The following is an 18,604-nucleotide window of genomic DNA, read 5'->3' as shown; positions in this document are numbered from 1 at the left end:
TTCTTTCTTCCCGCTTCGCACTTCTAATAACGGGCACGTGCACATTTTCATATTCTATCACAATATATTTAAGCATATAAATCGAAATCAAACGGATGGAACGATTGTGTGTTCCTGTTTGTTATAAGTGTTTGCGACTACCTAATTATAAATGAAATTCGCGCAAAGTAAAATCATTGGTGACATTTGTGATGACAAATTATCTGTACTTATGATTCGAATGTTTTCTGTTCTACTTCTGTATTATTTTGCTCATTCACTCTTGAGTCAGAACAAATATTCGCATACACTCTCGATAAGAACCCACATTCTTTAAGGGGTTATCTCATGAGTCGTCATGTACCGTGGGGTTTAATAAAAAATTCATTATTATTCGGGATGGATGTAAGCAACATGCTAACCATCCATTATGATGATGGCGAGTTTATTACAGAATTAAACGACCACCTGCTAAAAGCAGGTGGATTTGAACATAAATGTCCGCGACTGAAAGTCGCTGTTCAGACTAAAGTCCGCTGAAAGACCTTAAGCTGAAGCTCACTAAATGAGGCTGAACTCATTCATCAAGTCTGAAGATATCATCTCTTCTCTCCGTTGATTGATTTGCGATATAGGTTCGAATGATCTCCTCCGTAACATTTCCTTCGGTGGCACAAAAATATCCTCGTGCCCATAGGTGTTGACCCCAGTACCTTTTCTTCAGTGCCGGAAATTCATCTTGCAATAATCTCGATGATCTTCCTTTCAAATATTGCATGATCTTACTTGGAGCAATGCTCGGTGGGCATGATAACAACAAGTGAATATGATCTTTGCCTACGCTTCCTTGTAATATCGTAATATTTCTTGCTTCACACCCCTGTCTAATCAATTCCCTGGTACGATGGGCGACATTTCCTTGTAACACTTGGTATCTATACTTTGTTAACCAGAACATGGTATTTAATATCATAGACCGTATGACTGCTTTTCCGATATTCATCCATACTTCACCTCAGTTTAAGTATGGACAGACAAAAGCAAGGCTAAAAGCGTATCCCGTCTAAAGACGGGGGAGTTAGACCACGCTCCTGTAACTTAAAGGGATCACTTTTTAAAATGAGCGACGCTGACGAAGAAGTAATGATAAAAAACAATGGTGATTTCTACAAACTAAAATATGAAGAAATTTATTATGCCACGGTGAATGTGTCATGGTCCGGTAACTCAATATCATCTTAAGGGGCACGGAAACCATTCGTGGATTGAAAGGCTAATATGGAACTAAATGATATTTATAACATATTTATCTTCTACACCCTCGCCAACATTGGACGTGGAATCACGGTAGCTCCTCGACGGTTTTAAGACCTAAGGACAATTTGGTGAATAATTGAATTCAATCCTTTTTACACTAAAAATCCCGGGAATGCCTTTGCGTAAGACTTTCCGGGATTCATGTTAGATGTATGTGACTTATAGACGAAGATCCGTAAGGATGTCCTCATTCAAGGGGTAGTTCAGTACATAAAGATCACAAGAATACTTAACGTCGTAATAAAGCCTATTGCAGTGTGCCTGAATGTTTTAGGCTTGTGACGTTTGACGGTTTTTAAATAACGTTCCTTAAAGGATAATTTTAATTTATACGTTGGCGTTGTCATAGAATTCCCTTCTTTCCTAAGCTAAAAATAGTTGATAACACGTAAGCACTCCGAACGTAAACAAGGTCAATAGAATGGTGCTCGCTACCGTAGGCACGAGTCCTTGCCTCTGAATGGTATTGGCAATTAGACCAGGAATAATCAAACCGATGGCTTGTAAATGTTCAATGTCCATGGGTGCCAAACCGGAAAAGGAGTCAAAGCCAAGTTTGAGCAGAATCCCGGTCAATAGCATCGCTGAAAATTTCCTTCGGCCATACAAGATCGTGAAGCGATTGATCACCTGCATGACGACGAGATATGTTGCAAAACTGATGAACAAGATCGAAAGTGCGTATAACGGTGCATCGATGATAAGAGCCAAATACCCTGGTACGACGAGTCCTGCCGGTAAGACCCCTGTTTTTTCTGCAAAAAAAAGACTAAATGTTACACCCGCTACAAGCGCAACAGCGATTTCCGATAATCCCATTATCTAGTAACTCCTTCTTCATTTATGTGCTGCAATTTCGCTTACAATCGGTTCTTCGGTGACTTGAATTTGTTGTATTTCTTCAACGAAGGATTCAGCCGCTCCATGGAAATTGCCGATTCCATAGATTAAGGCATGCCGGATATAGGGTTGAATCTCTTGAATGATGTCTTTCATTGGGTATTTTTCAAAGTTTAACAGCGTATCAGCTGGAATATTCCCCCATTGTAACCATCGACAATGGGGTTTGTTGTTTCTCCGATCAAAACGAGCGTTTTACAGGGAATATAAGGCAATACATCGGTGGCGAATTGTTGCGTTCGATCGACTCGATCGGCACGGCAATTCATCACAACGACGGATTGATCGGTCGGATAGCCTAGTTGCTTGACCCGTTCCCAAATATTGATTGTAGAGGCCGAGTCATTGGCAGCAAACCCATTAACGAGATAGGAAGACGGACCTTGATGACTGTGAATCGGTGTAATCTCCAGGGAGCCCGGATCCGGCCATGCCTCCAACATCCCTTTAAATGCCGTATGATCATCAATCCCCAAAGCCTCGGCGACCGCTAATGCCAGAGCAGCATTTTCCGGAAACACCATATAGGGAAACTTTCGAAGGTAGGCTTCCGATATGCGAGAGGTATCCGCTACGATCACTTCTGTATTTCTTTTCTCGGCGATTTCCTGAAACATGGGGACATAAGGATTCTCATTGACAATCAAATACCCATCTAGCGGAATGGTAGCTGTAAAAGCTTGCGCCACTTCATCAATAGTAGGGCCTAACACCTCCATGTGATCCTCTAACACATTAACAATCACTCCGATGTTGGCCTGAAGCATGTCCTTTTGAAAAACCTTTTGATAGTCGGGAGTGACGGCCATACACTCACTGGCTAAGGCTTCGGCCTCCATGGAGGCCGCTTGCTTAACGACACCCTTTTGTTCGCCGATATTAGGTCCTTCCAGACGACGTTTAATCGGTTCTTCCCGGTTCTCAAACCAGTAAAGCATCCGGGCTTGGGTTCCCGTTGTTTTCCCGACGGTTTTATAACGAGCCTCGTTTAAAACACCGGTGACTAATCTTGTGACGGTAGATTTTCCGCGGACCCCGTTTACATTGACACGAACAGGAATCGCAGCGACAGTTTTGTTATGTTTCCGAAACTCCGTGACACCAGCCACTAATAAAGCAAGAATACAGAAAATAATGATGAACAGCATACAATCTCCTTTTGTATAAATTTGTCATATTTATATTGTAGAAGAAAAAAGTAAACCTTTTATAAATGGAAGATTAAAATCTTGTAAAGAATTACTTTTTCTTCTCAATTAGCCGCACCGATCTCGATGTAATTGATAATCATTCTCAATTATAACTTTATCATGATTGTTCATTATACTAAATACCACTTTTCTCACATTTTATGAAAAGATATCCAAATGAAGAAAGTAGGTAAAAAATCAACATTTAGATATTCAAAGAACAAAACACAAGCCGGGACCCGTGTTTTTTGTTTGAGAAATTAAAATATAGTAAACAAAAATCAACTTATATCTGAGGAAGGATATGATGAATGGTTTAGATAAATCTATATACGTGAATTTGAGAAAGCCTTCACCGAAATTTAACAAACAATGAAAAAGAATTTATTGAAAAGGGGCAACAAAGGGTTGCAATGACGACATATATTACTTGAAATTTGACGTAGTCGTAAACATTAATAAAAGCGCCTGATGATAGAATCCATCGGGCGCTTTTCACTAATTAAAACTTACCGCCTTTTTTCTTTTTCAGTTTCGCCATTTTGTCTGATATTCGCTTTTCTCGCTTTTTCGTCTCCGCTTGATCGATGGAGATTTTAACGATTTTGCTATCCTCAAGGTCGACTTGAAACCACATACCTTCTTTTGATCCTTCGGGCAATTCACTAGAAGGTATGATCTTTTCTTTCTCTTCATCCCCTATCAATAGCACGGCATGTTTGCCATCTTCAATACGATCGAGGACCGCTTTTTCCGCCATATCTATCCTCCAATTTTAACTAAATATATAATAAAGAAGCGAGGATGCCGGTAGCAATGATAAGAATAATATCGGTGCGCATCCCGATGTCGCTTTCCTTTGTATTTTTCTTTTCCTACCGGCTTTTGTAGTTGGGATTCCAGTTTTCCTAGCTATATTGCTTTTCGCCTTACTTACCCCGGTCGCTCTCTTCCAAGAGAAGCCCCCTTTTTCACGTTCATTTCACCTCTCTCTTAATCAAAGCAAATAATCCCTTGTTCTTCTATCGTATCGGCACGTGCATCAGCAATTCCATCTATACGTGTTAAATCGCTGTAAGACTCAAAATCCTGGGAATCCCTAAGATCAATAATCTGTCCTGCTCGATCATCCCCAATTTCTACAATTTCTTGAAGTTCTTCTTCTGATGCCGAATTAATGGCAACTTCTCCATCTTCGCATGCTTCTGAAGATCCTGTTTCTTCTTCCGCATCTTCTTCTGTAGACTCTTCCTCTTCAGTTTCTTCCTCTTCCGATGACTCGTCTTCTGAATCAGCATCGGTTTCAGGTTCTTCTGAGGATGAGGTTGGTTCAGAATCTGATACAGTTTCTACATCATAACTGTCTCCATCTGTCGTGATAAGGACATGTCCATGTTCTGCTGTTCCGTATAATTCAATATCCATAGACGTAATTCGATCCACTGCTTCATCATGGGGATGACCATAGCTGTTACCTTCACCTGCTTGATAGACAGCCGTTTCCGGAGACACTTCTTCTAAAAATGATGACGTGCTGGATGTGTCCGATCCGTGGTGCCCAACTTTCAAAATGTCCGCATCAAGTTCGTGATCGCTATTGACCATTTCTGATTCTGCTGCTTCTTCTGCGTCTCCTGTTAACATAAAGGAAGTATCGCCATATGATACACTCATCACGATTGAATCATCGTTTGGATCACCTGATAATGACTGAGGATGAACCACTTCGATCTCTGCACTACCGATTTCATCGGTATCCCCTGCGTCAGGTTCTTCATAATCAGCATCAGATTCAAGAACAGCATCGAGAGCACGTTCAAATGTGTCTGAAGTTCCTTCTTCCCCATTCATCCAAACTTCATCTATATCAAGGTTATGCATAACTCGATCAAGCTGGCCTATATGGTCGGCGTGTGAGTGCGTGCCTACAACCAAATCCAACTGCTCAATGTCTTGGTCTTCAATGTAAGGAACGACCTCGTCCCGATCATGTCTTCCGGTATCAACAAGTATATTGAAATCAGGACCTTCTAAAAGAATCGAATCTCCTTGCCCTACATCAATGAAATGGGCGGTTAAATCTCCTTCAGCTTCTTCGGCGCTCTCTTCCTCCTCATTGGATTCTTCTTCATCCGAAGTTTCCTCATCGCCATTCTCATCTTCTTCGGTGCCTTGCTCTTCTATTTCTTCGTCTTCATTACTTTCTTGCTCACTTTCTTCCTCGTTTTCCTCTGCCTCGGCATCGACAGTCTCTTCATCGTCATCCGTTTCAACGTCACAACCCATCATTGCAATGACGAAGGACAGAAAAATAGTATGTAGTAGCTTTCTCTTCAAAATATTTAACCCCCTTTTAAAATATACCCACATTATATGTCGAACGAATTATGTTTTCAATTATTATTGGTAAATTGTGCTTTTACATAGTAAATGTGGTTTAGTGTTCATGATATTGATAGTAGTATTCGTTCGCTAATTTGAAGTTTCGCGTTGTTGATTAAATCATTCCTTCTCCATCGCCAGCATCACGATTGATCGAGTAGATGCAATTAAAACTTTATTGCTCATTTTAACCATCCTTTCTAAGAGTCGCGCGAGAAGTTAATTATTCCTCCTTAAACTTCAATAATATTGGATATGACGATTCTTTTGAACTAACCTAAGTTAGATTTTCTACCTATTGTGATTATTTTGCGAATATTGTTTAATGTACGTAAAGGAGGTGTGAATAATGATCAAAAAGTGTTTTGCTGCTTTTTTGATGTCATTTGTAGTCGTTTTTGCATTTACCGGGCTACCATCAACGACATTTGCAGATGATGCTTCTGCTGAATATGTGAGTTCATTTCCCTTCCAAACAGGCGACGGTCAATGGGACGGACAAGTAGCAAGTTCCAACCGGTTTGGTGTAGAAGTTCATGTTGATGCGCCACTAGCTGATGTTGTTGATATCCGCTTGTGCAATGCCGATTCAGGACAATGCACAGAATTTAAATCATTGGGAACAGACGGTACAGCTATATTTACTAATATGCTACCCGGAACATACTACGGCGACATTGTTTCGAGACTCGTCGAAGAAACATCTGGTGTTGTAACGTATAGACAATCTAATTGAGAAACATTTTAACACGGGCTCCGGCTCGTGTTTTTAGTTGAACAAAAATTAGGTTATTATATACTAAAGATAAGCTCGGTTTGCGTTAGGGGGTTCATAGGAATTTGATCAAAGACTTCGAAACATCTATATACGTTAATTTAGAACGTGAATTCGAAGATGGTCTTAGACGAGGTTTATCAGATGATGAAAAAGAATTCCTGGAATGGCTCACTGAAAAATATGCAAAAGAGAAATCCAATAGATTATAAGCAGGTGAACATGAATACCCTCAAGTCCTTATCTGATGAATTACTAACCGAAGCTTACAAGAGAGCGAGCTAAATTTAGACAAAGATTTTCTTATACAACTTGAGAACGAAATTCGTCGTCATGGTTTATGAATGATGTCTTTTATAAGTAACCCAGGGCCTAACACCCTGGTTTTTTGCATGTATAGAAAACGATCCCCTGACATCTGCCAAGGGATCGTTAAAGGAGGACATCAAAGGGTTACAGGTTACAATTAGTCACAATCAAAATAGAACTTGACTGTGCACTCCCGCTTGTGGTCGTCTTTTTTCTTGCATCCGCAGTGATCGTGGCGCTTGTTACATCCACAATTATCGTGCTTATTTTTTTCTTTTTCGCATTTACACTTGTATCGATCACCATCACAGTCGAGTCCAAAGACGAGGTCATCCCACTTATTAGACATTTTGCATACCCCCTTTCTTATGAGGTATACAACACTTTATGTAAGATCGTATATTGCTTGTAATGCATGTACCTACTTGTATAAAAAACAAACGATTCACTAGAATAATCTGCTAAATAATGGAGACAATAAGATGTGCAGAAACCTTTTACTTAAAAATATTGGTGGCATAAATAAGGTTTTCTGTATTAAACACGGGCTCCGGCTCGTGTTTTTTTATTTGCGGAACTTTGTTATGTATATAAAAATTTAAAGGGGGACACAAATATCTGTTTACTTTCTTAAATAGATTTGCTATAAAGAACTTAGTTAGAAAGGAGGTGAACAAATGCTGGATGAAATATTAAGGGTCTTGCAGGCCATCTTCTTTACACTGACGATTGCGTGGATCGTAAAACAGTGGAAAGACAGCCCCAAGACCTAACCATCGGAGGGGTAAGCCCCCTCTCCTACTATCATTATACATCCAGCTTAATCATTATGCAAAAAATAATACTGGGAAGCATCATTGTAACAGGAGCCATGTTATCTGTGACAACGGTATGCGACAATACCATCTTAAATGGAATGAATGGTACGGCCATGTTCCTGACGAGCGGGTTGATCGTCTATGACTTTTTGAGAAAGAAGGATACGCATGCTTAAATTCAATTCCATCGATGAGTTAAAATCTTATGTATCAGAGAACGTTTTGTCATCCGGGGAAGCAGCTGAATATCTTGGAGTGTCTAAACAGGCACTCCAATCCCTTGTAAAAAGGGAGAAGGTGGAGATTATTAAGGAGATACCGCGTGATCGGCTTTTTCTAAAATCAGATCTTGATAAGCGATTAGAGGAATCCAAGTCATTACGAGATAAATATAGACCTTATGATAAATAAATCAGGAGGGATAGATACAAATGAGTAATGAAGTTTTAGATTTTACCTACGCGATCAATAACAGCAATCCTTCCGGGTTTGTTCAGAGCTTTGATAAAAATGAAAATAGAATGATTTCATCTGCCCGTCATGTCGATGTCGAAGTTTATTTCCGGAATAGCGAGAAAATCAACGCAACGCTTACGATGCTAAATGATTTTAGAAGCGAGGAAGAGTTAAAGGATCGTATAAAAAACTTATTGGATAAAAGGGAGCCCGCAAAGGCTCCCCATTGGCTTCTTACCTCTATATTATATACAACATGCTAATCATTATACAATAAATAAACCGGTGCCAAGTTCCAAAAAGTGGGTTCTTTACCGTTAATTGGCATTAAAATGATCCGGAACCTCTGCTTCTTGTACCTCTTCATACGTGGTTACGATCTCTTCCTCGACAATTAATTGTATATACGCATCTTCTTTTAATTCGTTAAGTGCCATGAATTCAATGTCTTTTTGCTCCCCTTCCTCATTTATGGCAAGGAGTTCATAATAAACTGCACCCTGTTCTTCTTCCCCTATTATTCCCTCTGAATCTACCTGCACATACCATTGTTCTTCTTCTGTAAAAGGGTTAAGGTTAACGCGAGTCATTTCATCCACAGAAAAATAAATGCCAATTGGCACTGCCACAACAAATAAAAAGAATGCAAGAATAACAATGAATACTTTCTTCATTTTCTCTCCTCCTCATGATGAATCTGCTCCTTTTACAATACACCAAATTCATAACAGGAAGAATCGATTTTCCTTACACTGCCTTACATTATTGAAAGATAAAGGGGATGTGACATAACCTATAAAAATAAATAAAATATAAAATCAGATAATATTGTTTAATATTTCCACCATATTTTTAAAGGAGTGTTTTGTATGACTGTCACGAAACGTGGTCCATCGAGGGTCTTTCTTTTATGGTGACACTCATGGCCTTCAGTCTGCCGTTAGCCCAAAACAACGCCGTAGCCGAAGAAGCTACCGGAGGACGGGGAAACATTTGATGCCGAAGAAGAAGTACGGGAAAGTTTAGACATTCATGACTTTGATAACAATTCCGAAGAGGATATCGAAGCCCTAAGTGAAGATGCTCAAAATCTCTATGAAGTGCTGACCAAATATGCTATCTATTGACCCTGACCCGCGTGACAACTCGCCATTTAGTTGTAACAATCGCTGTATGGCTCTGATGTGCGGACCTTCATCGCCCCACCAGTCGCTATGATAATCGGCAAAGGATTCGTTGTTATCTCCGTAGCGAGGTACGCCACTACCGCCTGAGCCGCCAGATCCACCTTGATACGATCCGCTCAACCCTGCTACATCTGCAATCGCTTTTGCATGACCTGCCGCCGCATTCTCTACAAATTGGCTTGTGTTATTGCTGAAAATATCCGTGTCCCAACTCGAATCCATGAATAACGTTTCAGTCAATACGGAAAGAACGAGGACGAAGTTGAGGAAGACGAAGATTCTGATGAAGATCCAATTGATCTTACAATCGAATCCGATGAAACTCTATCTTTTATGAGTTTTTCGGTAGAAGCAGTTGAGGCTGATATTTACGAAGAAGGCGATCAATTGTTAATGGATTTTCGTTTTTACTGGACGAACACTCTACTTTCCGACGAAAATGTCGAAGCTGTATTTTTGATGGCGAGCGGCATGGATATACACCAACGCGGTGAACTTTTAGATGAAGTTGCGGGAGGTCATTCAGACACTAACTCCAATGTTTACAGAGAAATACCTTCTGGAGGTGGAAGAGTCACTGTTGATTCAACTTACAAGTTAGAAAATGTCGAAGACGTTGTAAAAATCTCGTTCATCCCTCGCAGCTAATACGACGAAAATCAAGAATTTATTATTGATATAGAAGATGAGACTATTACAACAAATTATTGATGGAAATAGTTTCTGCGTATTACTACAAAAGTTTCAAAACATATAGTATCATGTCAATTGTAATTATATTTAGGGGGTTATATGTATGAAAAAATACTTAGTGGCATTAGGTTTTGGGGCGTTACTTGTTTTATCAGCTTGTGGTGAAAGCGACAACGAAGATGGTGCCGAGGAAGCAGAAGCAGAAGAAACTAAGGAAGAAGAACCAGAAACGCATGAAATAAAGATTGAGCCTCAAAGTGCGATGGAAAACGATAGCATCATTGTTGAAGGCGAAACAAACTTTGAGGATGGAACGGAAATTGAATACAGAGTCACTGACTCCGATGGCGATCAACAAGATGGAATCTTTAATGTTGAAGATGGTTCATTCGATGAAGAAATAGACGTAAGTGATTTTACTGAGGGCGAGATAGAAGTTCTTTTGGGTTATTTTTCAGAAATGCAACCGGATGATATCCAAGAAATCTATGGTCAAAATGGAGAATACATTGAACACGATGACCTAGAAGACGGTAATCTTATTTTCGGGGATTATTACACAATCGAAGGTGACGATGAGGACGCAGAGATAGTCGAAGGAGAAGCGATGGAGATCGATGATTATACATTGACCGTTCAAGATTACGCGTTGAGCACCGATCATGAGGGTGATGACGTCCTTGTTATTGAGTACGATTGGGTGAATGATTCTGACGAAAACGCAGCTCCGCATATGACATTTAGCTTTACTGGCTATCAAGATGGTGTCGAAACCGGAAGAGAAGGCGTAGTCGAAGGCGTTGATTTGGGTACTGGACAAAGTGACGTGCAGCCCGGCGGAGAAGTAGAAGGAGCAGAAACAACGGTCGGAATTGACGATATGGACAAAGAACTCGAATTAGAATTGGACGTCCTGATTTCTTTTGACAGCGAACCATATACAACAACGATTGATTTAGATGATGTAGAGTAAAACGCACACAGCCCTTTCATTAGGGCTTTTCTTTCAAGCGATTATCGAACATGAGTTTTGATATTAGTGTGTTGTGGAAGAAAAAAGACGAATGCTGCAAATCGAATCAAAGATCCTACTGGAAGGAGCGATATAAAATGGCATCGTTTCGGAAGCGCGGGAATACGTGACGTACTACATAAAGGTGGGCGTCGATCCGAGGACAGGTAAGTATAAGCAAAAAAGCAAGGGCGGTTTTAAAACAAAAAAGCAACACAAGCTGCGGCTGCTGAAATGGAGCGTACATTCACGTTTGAAGGTGACAGGGACCCTACATTTGAGGAACTTTTTTATGGGTGGCGGGAAGTTCACAAGCTACAATTAAAGCAGACGACGATCACCAATACGGAAGGCATGTTTAAAAATCACATACTCCCCCATTTCGGTAAAATGAAGATTAAAAAAATCACGCGTGGGCATTGTCAAGAATTTATCAAAAAGATGTCTCCTGGCACTGTACAACCTGCTCGAACAAAGGTGACGATGATTTTCCGGTATGCTATTCAAGAAAACATCATATCTAAGAATCCGATGGACTATGTTGTCATGCCGAAAAAAGTGAACTGGAATTGATGCAAAGTCAGAAAGAACGTAATTATTGGACGAAAAAGGAAGTCAACGATTTTCTGCGCCGATCCGTTTCTGTGCTGTCTACTGATTTTCGCACGCTCTTTCGGGTATTGCTGTTTTCTGGCACCCGTAAAGGTGAGGCCGTGGCGCTCACATGGAATGATGTAGATTTTAGGAACAACACAATCCGCGTCAATAAAACCTTATCCATGGATTATGGAGAGGTGCAGCGCCCAAAAACATCATCTGCGCATCGACTTATATCATTAGATGACTAATACTATCTCAGCCCTCCGAGAATGGCATGCAGAGCGCACACAGGAAGTTGCTGACGTTGGGTATGTGCAACAACACCGCTGGTGTTTCCGCGCCGAATCGCAGGCGAATATATGCGGTTGAAGCAACCGAACGAAGTTTTGAAACGGACAATACGAAAACTGGACATGCACCCCATTACCATTCACGGGATGAGACACACCCATGCTTCTCTTTTATTTGAAGCAGGCGTAGACATTAAAGATGTACAGGAACGTTTGGGGCATTCCGACATAAAAATGACATTAGACATCTATACACATGTCACCGAAACGAAGCAAGAAAAGAGTGCACAAACATTCGCAAATTATATGCAAGATGAAACTTTGGGTGACAAATTGGTGACATTAGGCAAATTTAAAGATGGAAACTCCTGACGGTAAAAAGAAAATAAAATAGCTGTACCCCGTTATTAACAAGGGATACAGCGTATAAACGTTAAATTGACATGCGCAAATTATAGGCGAGCCACATATTTTATCACAAAAAGAGTGTTCCCTCACTCTTTATTATTTAGAAGGGAAAGAAGGGATTGTTATGTTCGGACCACCTCCGATGATGCCGATGGGAGCTCCCCCCTTTCCGCCGCCGATGCCTTTTGGGGCGACACCCATAGCTTCCGCCAGGTCCGCAGCCTTGCCTATGATGGGAGGCGGCGGTTTCCCGGCAGCTCCGGCAGCAGGCCTCGCACAAAGCGGTGCCGGTCTCGGATCGATCGGACGTTTTATTCCGATGATTCAAAACGCAGGAAAATGGTTGCCTATGATTCAAAAATACGGGCCTATGGTGCGTCAGATACCGGGAATGATCCAAAAGGCAAATCAAGTGGGCAAAGTGCTTAAAAATGCAAACGCTCCGCAATCAGCCGCTCCCGCTAATGCTTCGCAAGAAAAAAAAGAGGATCCTTCCCCATCCTTTGCATTAAAAGAAGGGGCACAACCACCTCCGAAGCTATATGTGTGAGCGATGCGGAGAGATCGGGCATGAAAAGGACGGGAAATACCGTCCTTTTCATTTACGTTCCGGGCGAATGGCTGTATAATATCCAATAGCATATACGTATTGGAGGACTTGGCTATGGAAGTAAAGAAAATTGCTCCGAGGGTTATTGCTATGGTGTCGTGGATGCCATGGTCATTGCTCGCCAAGCAGCTGAAGATAAAGAATTGCCGAGACCGATTTTCATCCTTGGCATGATTGTTCACAATACACACGTTACCGATGCTTTCGAAGAAGAAGGCATTATCTCCCTTGACGGACCGAATCGACTTGAAATCCTTCAACAAGTGGAAAATGGAACGGTTATTTTTACCGCCCACGGTGTGTCTCCGGAAGTCCGGAAATTAGCCGACGAGAAAGGGTTAACGACCATTGATGCCACTTGTCCGGACGTTACGCATACCCACGACTTAATCAAAGAGAAAAAAGCCGAGGGTTATGACATCGTTTATGTCGGAAAGCGCGGCCATCCGGAACCGGAAGGAGCCATGGGCGTCGCCCCCGATCACGTTCACCTTATTGAAACGGTCGATGATGTCGAAACGCTGGATTTGCAAAGGGAAAAAATCATTATAACGAACCAAACGACCATGAGCCAGTGGGATGTTTCCGATATTATGGATCGAACGATCGAGCGTTTTCCGCACGCTGAAGTCAACAATGAAATTTGCCAGGCCACGCAAGTTCGACAAGAAGCTGTTGGTGATCAAGCCGGCGATTCCGACTTGCTCATCGTGGTCGGTGACCCGAAAAGCAATAATTCAAACCGGTTGGCACAAGTTTCAAAAGACATCGCCCATACTAATGCGTACCGCATCGCCGATGTTAGTGAATTAAAATTGGAATGGCTGGAAGGGGTCCAAAAAGTAGCCGTAACCGCCGGCGCATCCACACCCACAGCCATTGCACGGGAAGTCATTCTCTTTTTAGACCAATACGACCCGGAAGATTCATCAACGTGGAAACCGGAAAGAAAAGCGTTAGGAACCAAAATTTTACCACCATTACGCAAAAACTCCAAATCGAGAGCACGGTAAAATAGAAAAGTCTCGCCTGAGCAGGTGAGGCTTTTTATGTCTACCTCCCAATGATCGCCGGGTGCCCGGAATCGGCTGGACGTACTGAAAAAGTCTTCATGCACGGCTCATCATGACGACCGCAATCAGCTGAATGCATCGGAAAAGGGCTTCATCAATCGCTCTTGGCGCCATATTTTCGGCACTTCTCCGTTATTCGGCGCCGCCACGATGGGTAATCGCTATTTTGGCTGTTCTTTACTGACTCAACACCAACATGAATGGTTGAAATCTATGAATAAATGTGGTCATGACAACTAGCTAGTGCAGCCTGTCGAAAATAAGCGGTCACACCGACGATCGGAAGACAGGATTAGGGCTTCAAACTCGGGTCAGTGGTCGATTGAATTAAACTGCCGCAGCCCGAATTAAGGTATCAAAGGCTATCGTCAATGACCGAATGTCTTCTTGCGAAGCAGGACTCCCTGGTCACCAAAAACGGTTCATGATGACCGAACACGAAAGCCAATCGCTCGTTCGGTCGCCATGAGGCAGCCATGCCGACCGAATATCTTTGATACAAGCCTTTTCGGTCACCATGAAGCGGATATGACGCCCGAATTCTTTCGATTCAGGCTATTACGGTCGTCATAAAACGGTTATGGCGACCGAACACGAGAACCGACCGCTTTTTCGGTCGCCATGATGCGGTAAATTGTCCGTTAGGGCGCCAGAAGCGTTGTCGACCGAACTTCTTCCAACTGTCTCCATGATTAGGTAATTAAGCCACCTTGCACTAGTGGAGGAAAAACATGGAGACTGTGGGAAAGTGCAGTGGGAAGGTCCCGCAGAATAAAGCGAAGTTTTCTAACAAGTAGGCTGAGCACAAGCCCACGGAAAGCGTCGTGTTTTTCCGCAGCGGGAGCATTTATCAACGGAAAATGCTTATGTGCCACTTTTTCCGTTATTCAGCAGTCCCTATGTATATCTGCTCCGCGAACAGCTTTAACCTTGAATCCCTGTCGTTATCCCAATCTAACATTTAAGGTCGAACAGAAGCTGTTCGACCTTAAATGTTATAAAAATGTAAACGGCTCTGTATCAACGGCCGAAGCAGTAATTTTTAGCTGATAGCCACTCGCTTGCGTATCTTTCCCCAATCGGGCGGCAAGGGCTTGCTTCATGATGCTTTCGATATGGTGCCCGGGGTCGACGAGCGCAAGCCCGGCAGCTTCTGCATCCTGAGCTGTATGAAACTTAACGTCTCCGGTCACCAGCACATCCGCCCCGGCTGCCAACGCCTGTGGCCAATATTTGCTACCGTCTCCGCCAATAACGGCAATGGTTTGTACGTTTTGCCCTAAATCACCGACAACCCGCAATCCCTCTACGTTAAAGACCTCTTTTAGAGAGGAAGCAAATGTATCAAGCTTCATCGAAGAAGCAAGCGTTCCGATTCGGCCAAGACCAAAAAATTCGCTCTCAAGCTCCAATGGATAAAGATCATACGCAGGTTCTTCATAGGGGTGGACACGGCTAAGCACATCAAGCACATGCGCCCGTATGGAATCGGGGACGACCGTTTCTATTTTTTTCTCCGCGACATAGGTTGATTCCCCACGGTTTCCGATGTGAGGGTCGGTTTCATCGCCTGGGATAAATGTGCCCGTGCCTTCACTGTTAAACGTGCAATGGGAGTAATCGCCGATGTGGCCGGCTCCCGCATCTCCCAATGCCCTCCGTACTTGGTCCGCGTCTTCTTCCGGAACAAATGCCACGAGTTTGTACAGATGATCTTTTTTCGTCGGGACAACAATCTTCGTCTCTTTGATCCCCATTTCATCCGCCAACCAATCATTCACCCCGCCCGGCGCGATATCCAAATTGGTATGCGCAGCGTAAACGGTGATGTCATGCTGCAAACATTGTTGGATGACGCGTCCTTTCGGGGTAGACGTATCCACTTCCCTCAAAGGCATAAACAAAAGGGGATGATGGCTGATAATGAGATCTGCGTCCTGCTCAACAGCTTCGGCCACTACCGCTTCTGTAACATCCAACGTGACAAGCACATTTTTCACAGGTTTATCCAAAGTGCCGAGCATCAAGCCGACAGGATCCCCTTCCATAGCCAAATGTTGGGGAGACCATTTTTCAAGCAAAGAAACCACATTACGAGCACTCGGTATCGCACTCATTTTATAACCTCCCTGATTCTGTCGATTCGATTTTTAATACGCGCGCGTTCTTGACCAATGTCCGTCCGCTCAATCGAAGTATTCATTTGTTGCAACACCCGTTCCAAATGGTCAAGATCCTGCTCCCATTTTAACCGGAAAACCTCGGGCTTTTTTTCAAGCAACTTTGGACCGAATAGGATCGCATCATCCCAATTTTTATTCGCGTACGCGTCCCGATAACCCTCTCCATCTTCTTTTGCTGCTATTAACACTTCATAAAATTGTTCCTCTTGTACGATTTGTTCCGTCATCAACGTCCATTCGTTGTCATACAACCATTCTCTTACCATGTCCGCAGCCACATTCGGCTGAAGAATGAGCCTTTGTACGGATTCCAGTTTATTTGCCCCTTTTGACAATATGTCCGTGATTAACCTGCCACCCATCCCAGCGATGACGAGAACATCAATACAGTCAGAGACCTCCAACGCTTGCAGGCCTTCCCCGTGCCGTACGGAAATAGAATCGCTGAAACCGGCTGCCTCCACACGACGCAGAGCTGTTTGAAACGGCCCTGCCTTGGCATCACTGGCTACAGCAAATCGAAGACGCCCGTCGGCCATTAATGCTACAGGGAGCTGTGCATGGTCAGTTCCTATGTCCGCCAAGCGCGATTCTTTCGGCACTTCTCGGGCAATCGTTTGCAAGCGTAATGACAGCTGTTGGATTTGCTTCACGTTACGTCCCCTCTTTCCAATACGAAAAAGGAGCACGGGTTCCGGGCTCCTTTTTCTCAGGGGCTTATTCCCCACCTTCTTCTACATACTCGGCAACGGCCTCAGCATCTTCACCGCTGACTAAACCCTCGGGCATGGACCCGGGACCTTCCTCGATCGCGGTCATGACCTCATCAACGCCTTGCCCTTCAATTTCCGGACCGGAATCCCCTTCCATGTTTTCGCCGTGACAACTCAAACAGTTTTCTTCATAAATTTCAGCGCCGGCATCAACTGATTCTTCTTCACCATTCTCTTCTCCCTCTTCCTCCTCTGCAGGTTCGCCTAAACCTACAAATGAAAGAATTAACATGAGAGAGATACCGGCAACGGCAATAAGTAAAAATGGTATTAATGGTTGTCCTTTCACCGAATCACACCCTCTATTTGATCTATGTCGCCTTATATTTTATCGGAAAATACATCGGAAGAAAAGAAAAACAGGTGTTGTTCCTGAAATTGTCGTTATTTTGCCCTTTGGTTTGGAAACATTTGCAATTTCTGCTGAATCTAGGTACTATTATAAATAAGTCGTAGAAAAGGTTTGGGTCACTCCGAATACGGAGTAACCCGTGGCACTTACTCCATAAAGTCTTTTAGGCGTTTGCTGCGGCTTGGGTGCCTTAATTTGCGCAACGCTTTTGCTTCGATTTGACGAATGCGCTCGCGGGTAACGCCGAACACTTTGCCTACTTCTTCAAGTGTGCGCGTACGCCCGTCATCAAGCCCAAATCGCAGACGTAAAACGTTTTCTTCCCGATCGGTTAACGTATCGAGCACGTCTTCCAATTGTTCTTTTAAGAGCTCATAGGCAGCGGCGTCCGATGGCGCCTGTGCATCCTGGTCTTCAATAAAATCACCGAGGTGGGAATCATCTTCTTCGCCGATAGGGGTTTCCAGGGAAACGGGCTCTTGGGCAATTTTCAAGATTTCACGCACTTTGTCGGGCGTTAAATCCATCTCTTCGGAAACTTCTTCAGGCGTAGGTTCCCGACCGAGATCTTGGAGCAATTGACGCTGGACACGGATTAATTTATTAATGGTCTCAACCATATGCACCGGAATGCGAATCGTTCGCGCCTGATCGGCAATCGCGCGGGTGATCGCTTGGCGAATCCACCACGTCGCATACGTGCTGAATTTGAACCCCTTGTTATAATCAAATTTTTCCACGGCTTTGATTAACCCCATGTTTCCTTCTTGAATCAAGTCGAGAAACAGCATGCCGCGACCGACATAGCGCTTGGCAATGCTGACGACAAGACGCAGGTTTGCCTCGGCAAGACGCCGCTTCGACTCCTCGTCGTCATCCTCTATTCGCTTGGCGAGATCGATCTCCTCATCGGCGGAAAGCAACGGAACACGCCCGATCTCTTTTAAATACATTCGGACCGGGTCATTAATCTTGATTCCGGGCGGGACACTAAGGTCATTCAGATCATGGTCTTCTTCCTTTTCGACCTGTTCCATACTGGGGACTTCCTCGCCTTCATTTAGCAAGTCGACCCCTTGCTCTCCCAGGTACTCGAAAAATTCATCCATTTGTTCCGAATCTTGATCATATGGCGCAAGTTTTTCCGTTATTTCTGCATAAGAGAGTACCCCTCTTTTTTTGCCGAGCTCTACGAGTTGCTCTTTGACTTGATCGATGGACATTTCACCTTCCGCTAACGGACGTAGTGGTTTCTCTGCCATTCGATCTCCCTCCTTCCAATTCCAAAAAACACAAT

Annotated in this window: 23 protein-coding genes and 3 pseudogenes; 13 read left to right on the top strand and 13 right to left on the bottom strand. The window is 43.2% G+C overall.

The genetic code is table 11. The annotated features are described in order from the left end of the window. The first annotated feature begins 327 nt into the window (after nucleotides 1-327). Nucleotides 328-519 carry a hypothetical protein gene (locus HUG15_RS09970; protein WP_200128491.1) on the top strand — a complete coding sequence of 64 codons (192 nt, stop codon included), beginning with the start codon at nucleotides 328-330 and terminating at the stop codon, nucleotides 517-519. A gap of 37 nt (nucleotides 520-556) precedes the next feature. On the opposite strand, the pseudogene tnpA reads toward HUG15_RS09970, so the two are convergent. The 6 genes and pseudogenes from tnpA to HUG15_RS09940 form a co-directional block, all read right to left on the bottom strand. Next, nucleotides 557-986, bottom strand: a pseudogene (tnpA, locus tag HUG15_RS09965) (IS200/IS605 family transposase). 513 nt (nucleotides 987-1,499) lie between these two features. Further along, the gene (locus HUG15_RS09960; RefSeq protein ID WP_200128490.1) at nucleotides 1,500-1,643 is read right to left on the bottom strand and encodes a hypothetical protein; all 144 of its coding nucleotides are present in this window, start codon (nucleotides 1,641-1,643) and stop codon (nucleotides 1,500-1,502) included. Between the two features lie 16 nt (nucleotides 1,644-1,659). After that, a complete protein-coding gene (gene pgsC / locus HUG15_RS09955; RefSeq protein WP_200128489.1) occupies nucleotides 1,660-2,115 on the bottom strand; it encodes a poly-gamma-glutamate biosynthesis protein PgsC in 456 nt (151 codons plus the stop codon). 18 nt (nucleotides 2,116-2,133) lie between these two features. Beyond that, a pseudogene (gene pgsB, locus HUG15_RS09950) lies at nucleotides 2,134-3,341 on the bottom strand (poly-gamma-glutamate synthase PgsB). Nucleotides 3,342-3,888: 547 nt separating this feature from the next. Beyond that, nucleotides 3,889-4,146, bottom strand: coding sequence for a DUF3006 domain-containing protein (locus HUG15_RS09945; protein WP_200128488.1), 258 nt, complete (start codon nucleotides 4,144-4,146; stop codon nucleotides 3,889-3,891). A gap of 233 nt (nucleotides 4,147-4,379) precedes the next feature. Then, on the bottom strand, nucleotides 4,380-5,723 hold the full coding sequence (locus HUG15_RS09940) for an MBL fold metallo-hydrolase (RefSeq protein WP_200128487.1): 1,344 nt from the start codon (nucleotides 5,721-5,723) through the stop codon (nucleotides 4,380-4,382). Nucleotides 5,724-6,117: 394 nt separating this feature from the next. Between HUG15_RS09940 and HUG15_RS09935 the strand changes: the two genes are divergently transcribed. Next, nucleotides 6,118-6,504: a hypothetical protein gene (locus HUG15_RS09935; RefSeq protein WP_200128486.1), complete on the top strand. Its 387-nt coding sequence runs from the start codon at nucleotides 6,118-6,120 to the stop codon at nucleotides 6,502-6,504. A 492-nt stretch (nucleotides 6,505-6,996) separates the two neighbouring features. Here HUG15_RS09935 and HUG15_RS09930 read toward each other — a convergent pair whose 3' ends face one another. Continuing rightward, nucleotides 6,997-7,173 carry a hypothetical protein gene (locus tag HUG15_RS09930; protein WP_211202371.1) on the bottom strand — a complete coding sequence of 59 codons (177 nt, stop codon included), beginning with the start codon at nucleotides 7,171-7,173 and terminating at the stop codon, nucleotides 6,997-6,999. Nucleotides 7,174-7,600: 427 nt separating this feature from the next. Between HUG15_RS09930 and HUG15_RS09925 the strand changes: the two genes are divergently transcribed. Genes HUG15_RS09925 through HUG15_RS09915 form a run of 3 tightly spaced genes read left to right on the top strand, consistent with a single transcriptional unit; the run spans nucleotide 7,601 to nucleotide 8,389 of the window. Continuing rightward, entirely contained in the window at nucleotides 7,601-7,846 is a 246-nt protein-coding gene (locus tag HUG15_RS09925) for a hypothetical protein (RefSeq protein WP_211202370.1), read from the top strand. Then, nucleotides 7,839-8,081 (top strand): helix-turn-helix domain-containing protein, encoded by a 243-nt coding sequence (locus HUG15_RS09920; RefSeq protein WP_200128483.1) that lies wholly within the window; start codon nucleotides 7,839-7,841, stop codon nucleotides 8,079-8,081. Before HUG15_RS09925 ends, HUG15_RS09920 begins: the two co-directional genes overlap by 8 nt. A gap of 20 nt (nucleotides 8,082-8,101) precedes the next feature. After that, complete coding sequence (locus HUG15_RS09915) at nucleotides 8,102-8,389, top strand: hypothetical protein (protein ID WP_200128482.1); 288 nt, start codon at nucleotides 8,102-8,104, stop codon at nucleotides 8,387-8,389. A gap of 54 nt (nucleotides 8,390-8,443) precedes the next feature. Here the strand turns inward: HUG15_RS09915 and HUG15_RS09910 are convergent, their stop codons facing one another. Together HUG15_RS09910 and HUG15_RS09905 are read right to left on the bottom strand one after the other, a co-directional pair. Continuing rightward, the gene (locus HUG15_RS09910) at nucleotides 8,444-8,800 is read right to left on the bottom strand and encodes a YxeA family protein (protein WP_200128481.1); all 357 of its coding nucleotides are present in this window, start codon (nucleotides 8,798-8,800) and stop codon (nucleotides 8,444-8,446) included. A gap of 396 nt (nucleotides 8,801-9,196) precedes the next feature. Next, on the bottom strand, nucleotides 9,197-9,553 hold the full coding sequence (locus HUG15_RS09905) for a hypothetical protein (protein WP_200128480.1): 357 nt from the start codon (nucleotides 9,551-9,553) through the stop codon (nucleotides 9,197-9,199). Nucleotides 9,554-9,646: 93 nt separating this feature from the next. Here HUG15_RS09905 and HUG15_RS09900 point away from each other — a divergent pair, with 93 nt between their 5' ends. The 8 genes and pseudogenes from HUG15_RS09900 (at nucleotide 9,647) to HUG15_RS09870 (ending at nucleotide 13,939) form a co-directional block, all read left to right on the top strand. Further along, nucleotides 9,647-9,961, top strand: coding sequence for a hypothetical protein (locus HUG15_RS09900; RefSeq protein WP_200128479.1), 315 nt, complete (start codon nucleotides 9,647-9,649; stop codon nucleotides 9,959-9,961). 148 nt (nucleotides 9,962-10,109) lie between these two features. Further along, on the top strand, nucleotides 10,110-10,979 hold the full coding sequence (locus tag HUG15_RS09895; protein ID WP_200128478.1) for a DUF5067 domain-containing protein: 870 nt from the start codon (nucleotides 10,110-10,112) through the stop codon (nucleotides 10,977-10,979). A gap of 166 nt (nucleotides 10,980-11,145) precedes the next feature. Continuing rightward, nucleotides 11,146-11,343: an Arm DNA-binding domain-containing protein gene (locus HUG15_RS23645; protein ID WP_425504037.1), complete on the top strand. Its 198-nt coding sequence runs from the start codon at nucleotides 11,146-11,148 to the stop codon at nucleotides 11,341-11,343. Then, nucleotides 11,253-11,591, top strand: coding sequence for an N-terminal phage integrase SAM-like domain-containing protein (locus HUG15_RS09890; RefSeq protein ID WP_200128477.1), 339 nt, complete (start codon nucleotides 11,253-11,255; stop codon nucleotides 11,589-11,591). The genes HUG15_RS23645 and HUG15_RS09890 overlap by 91 nt, the downstream gene beginning before the upstream one ends. Next, nucleotides 11,591-11,866 (top strand): tyrosine-type recombinase/integrase, encoded by a 276-nt coding sequence (locus tag HUG15_RS09885; RefSeq protein WP_200128476.1) that lies wholly within the window; start codon nucleotides 11,591-11,593, stop codon nucleotides 11,864-11,866. The genes HUG15_RS09890 and HUG15_RS09885 overlap by 1 nt, the downstream gene beginning before the upstream one ends. Before the next feature lie 111 nt (nucleotides 11,867-11,977). After that, nucleotides 11,978-12,280 carry a site-specific integrase gene (locus HUG15_RS09880; protein WP_200128475.1) on the top strand — a complete coding sequence of 101 codons (303 nt, stop codon included), beginning with the start codon at nucleotides 11,978-11,980 and terminating at the stop codon, nucleotides 12,278-12,280. A 160-nt stretch (nucleotides 12,281-12,440) separates the two neighbouring features. Then, complete coding sequence (locus tag HUG15_RS09875; RefSeq protein ID WP_200128474.1) at nucleotides 12,441-12,866, top strand: hypothetical protein; 426 nt, start codon at nucleotides 12,441-12,443, stop codon at nucleotides 12,864-12,866. Between the two features lie 114 nt (nucleotides 12,867-12,980). Next, a pseudogene (locus HUG15_RS09870) lies at nucleotides 12,981-13,939 on the top strand (4-hydroxy-3-methylbut-2-enyl diphosphate reductase). Nucleotides 13,940-14,994: 1,055 nt separating this feature from the next. Here the strand turns inward: HUG15_RS09870 and HUG15_RS09865 are convergent. From HUG15_RS09865 to rpoD, 4 genes are all read right to left on the bottom strand, one after another. Then, nucleotides 14,995-16,116, bottom strand: coding sequence for a Nif3-like dinuclear metal center hexameric protein (locus tag HUG15_RS09865; protein WP_200128473.1), 1,122 nt, complete (start codon nucleotides 16,114-16,116; stop codon nucleotides 14,995-14,997). Next, on the bottom strand, nucleotides 16,113-16,835 hold the full coding sequence (locus HUG15_RS09860; RefSeq protein WP_200128472.1) for a tRNA (adenine(22)-N(1))-methyltransferase: 723 nt from the start codon (nucleotides 16,833-16,835) through the stop codon (nucleotides 16,113-16,115). Before HUG15_RS09860 ends, HUG15_RS09865 begins: the two co-directional genes overlap by 4 nt. Before the next feature lie 64 nt (nucleotides 16,836-16,899). Beyond that, nucleotides 16,900-17,244, bottom strand: coding sequence for a c-type cytochrome (locus HUG15_RS09855; protein ID WP_200128471.1), 345 nt, complete (start codon nucleotides 17,242-17,244; stop codon nucleotides 16,900-16,902). A gap of 209 nt (nucleotides 17,245-17,453) precedes the next feature. Further along, entirely contained in the window at nucleotides 17,454-18,569 is a 1,116-nt protein-coding gene (gene rpoD / locus HUG15_RS09850; protein WP_200128470.1) for an RNA polymerase sigma factor RpoD, read from the bottom strand. Nucleotides 18,570-18,604: the final 35 nt, after the last annotated feature.

Source organism: Salicibibacter cibarius, from assembly GCF_016495725.1.
Classification (GTDB): domain Bacteria; phylum Bacillota; class Bacilli; order Bacillales; family Marinococcaceae; genus Salicibibacter; species Salicibibacter cibarius.
The sequence above is the reverse complement of the archived record's forward strand: the minus strand, read 5'-3'. Positions and strand labels throughout refer to the sequence as shown.

Coding starts and splice junctions, on each gene's coding strand:
- HUG15_RS09900 (WP_200128479.1), top strand. CDS start 9,647: ATGAGTTTTTCGGTAGAAGCAGTTGAGGCTGATATTTACGAAGAAGGC.
- HUG15_RS09885 (WP_200128476.1), top strand. CDS start 11,591: ATGCAAAGTCAGAAAGAACGTAATTATTGGACGAAAAAGGAAGTCAAC.
- HUG15_RS09915 (WP_200128482.1), top strand. CDS start 8,102: ATGAGTAATGAAGTTTTAGATTTTACCTACGCGATCAATAACAGCAAT.
- HUG15_RS09970 (WP_200128491.1), top strand. CDS start 328: ATGAGTCGTCATGTACCGTGGGGTTTAATAAAAAATTCATTATTATTC.
- HUG15_RS09935 (WP_200128486.1), top strand. CDS start 6,118: ATGATCAAAAAGTGTTTTGCTGCTTTTTTGATGTCATTTGTAGTCGTT.
- HUG15_RS09875 (WP_200128474.1), top strand. CDS start 12,441: ATGTTCGGACCACCTCCGATGATGCCGATGGGAGCTCCCCCCTTTCCG.
- HUG15_RS09865 (WP_200128473.1), bottom strand. CDS start 16,116: ATGAGTGCGATACCGAGTGCTCGTAATGTGGTTTCTTTGCTTGAAAAA.
- HUG15_RS09960 (WP_200128490.1), bottom strand. CDS start 1,643: ATGACAACGCCAACGTATAAATTAAAATTATCCTTTAAGGAACGTTAT.
- HUG15_RS09890 (WP_200128477.1), top strand. CDS start 11,253: ATGGAGCGTACATTCACGTTTGAAGGTGACAGGGACCCTACATTTGAG.
- HUG15_RS09910 (WP_200128481.1), bottom strand. CDS start 8,800: ATGAAGAAAGTATTCATTGTTATTCTTGCATTCTTTTTATTTGTTGTG.
- pgsC (WP_200128489.1), bottom strand. CDS start 2,115: ATGGGATTATCGGAAATCGCTGTTGCGCTTGTAGCGGGTGTAACATTT.
- HUG15_RS09945 (WP_200128488.1), bottom strand. CDS start 4,146: ATGGCGGAAAAAGCGGTCCTCGATCGTATTGAAGATGGCAAACATGCC.
- HUG15_RS09895 (WP_200128478.1), top strand. CDS start 10,110: ATGAAAAAATACTTAGTGGCATTAGGTTTTGGGGCGTTACTTGTTTTA.
- rpoD (WP_200128470.1), bottom strand. CDS start 18,569: ATGGCAGAGAAACCACTACGTCCGTTAGCGGAAGGTGAAATGTCCATC.
- HUG15_RS09880 (WP_200128475.1), top strand. CDS start 11,978: ATGCGGTTGAAGCAACCGAACGAAGTTTTGAAACGGACAATACGAAAA.
- HUG15_RS09920 (WP_200128483.1), top strand. CDS start 7,839: ATGCTTAAATTCAATTCCATCGATGAGTTAAAATCTTATGTATCAGAG.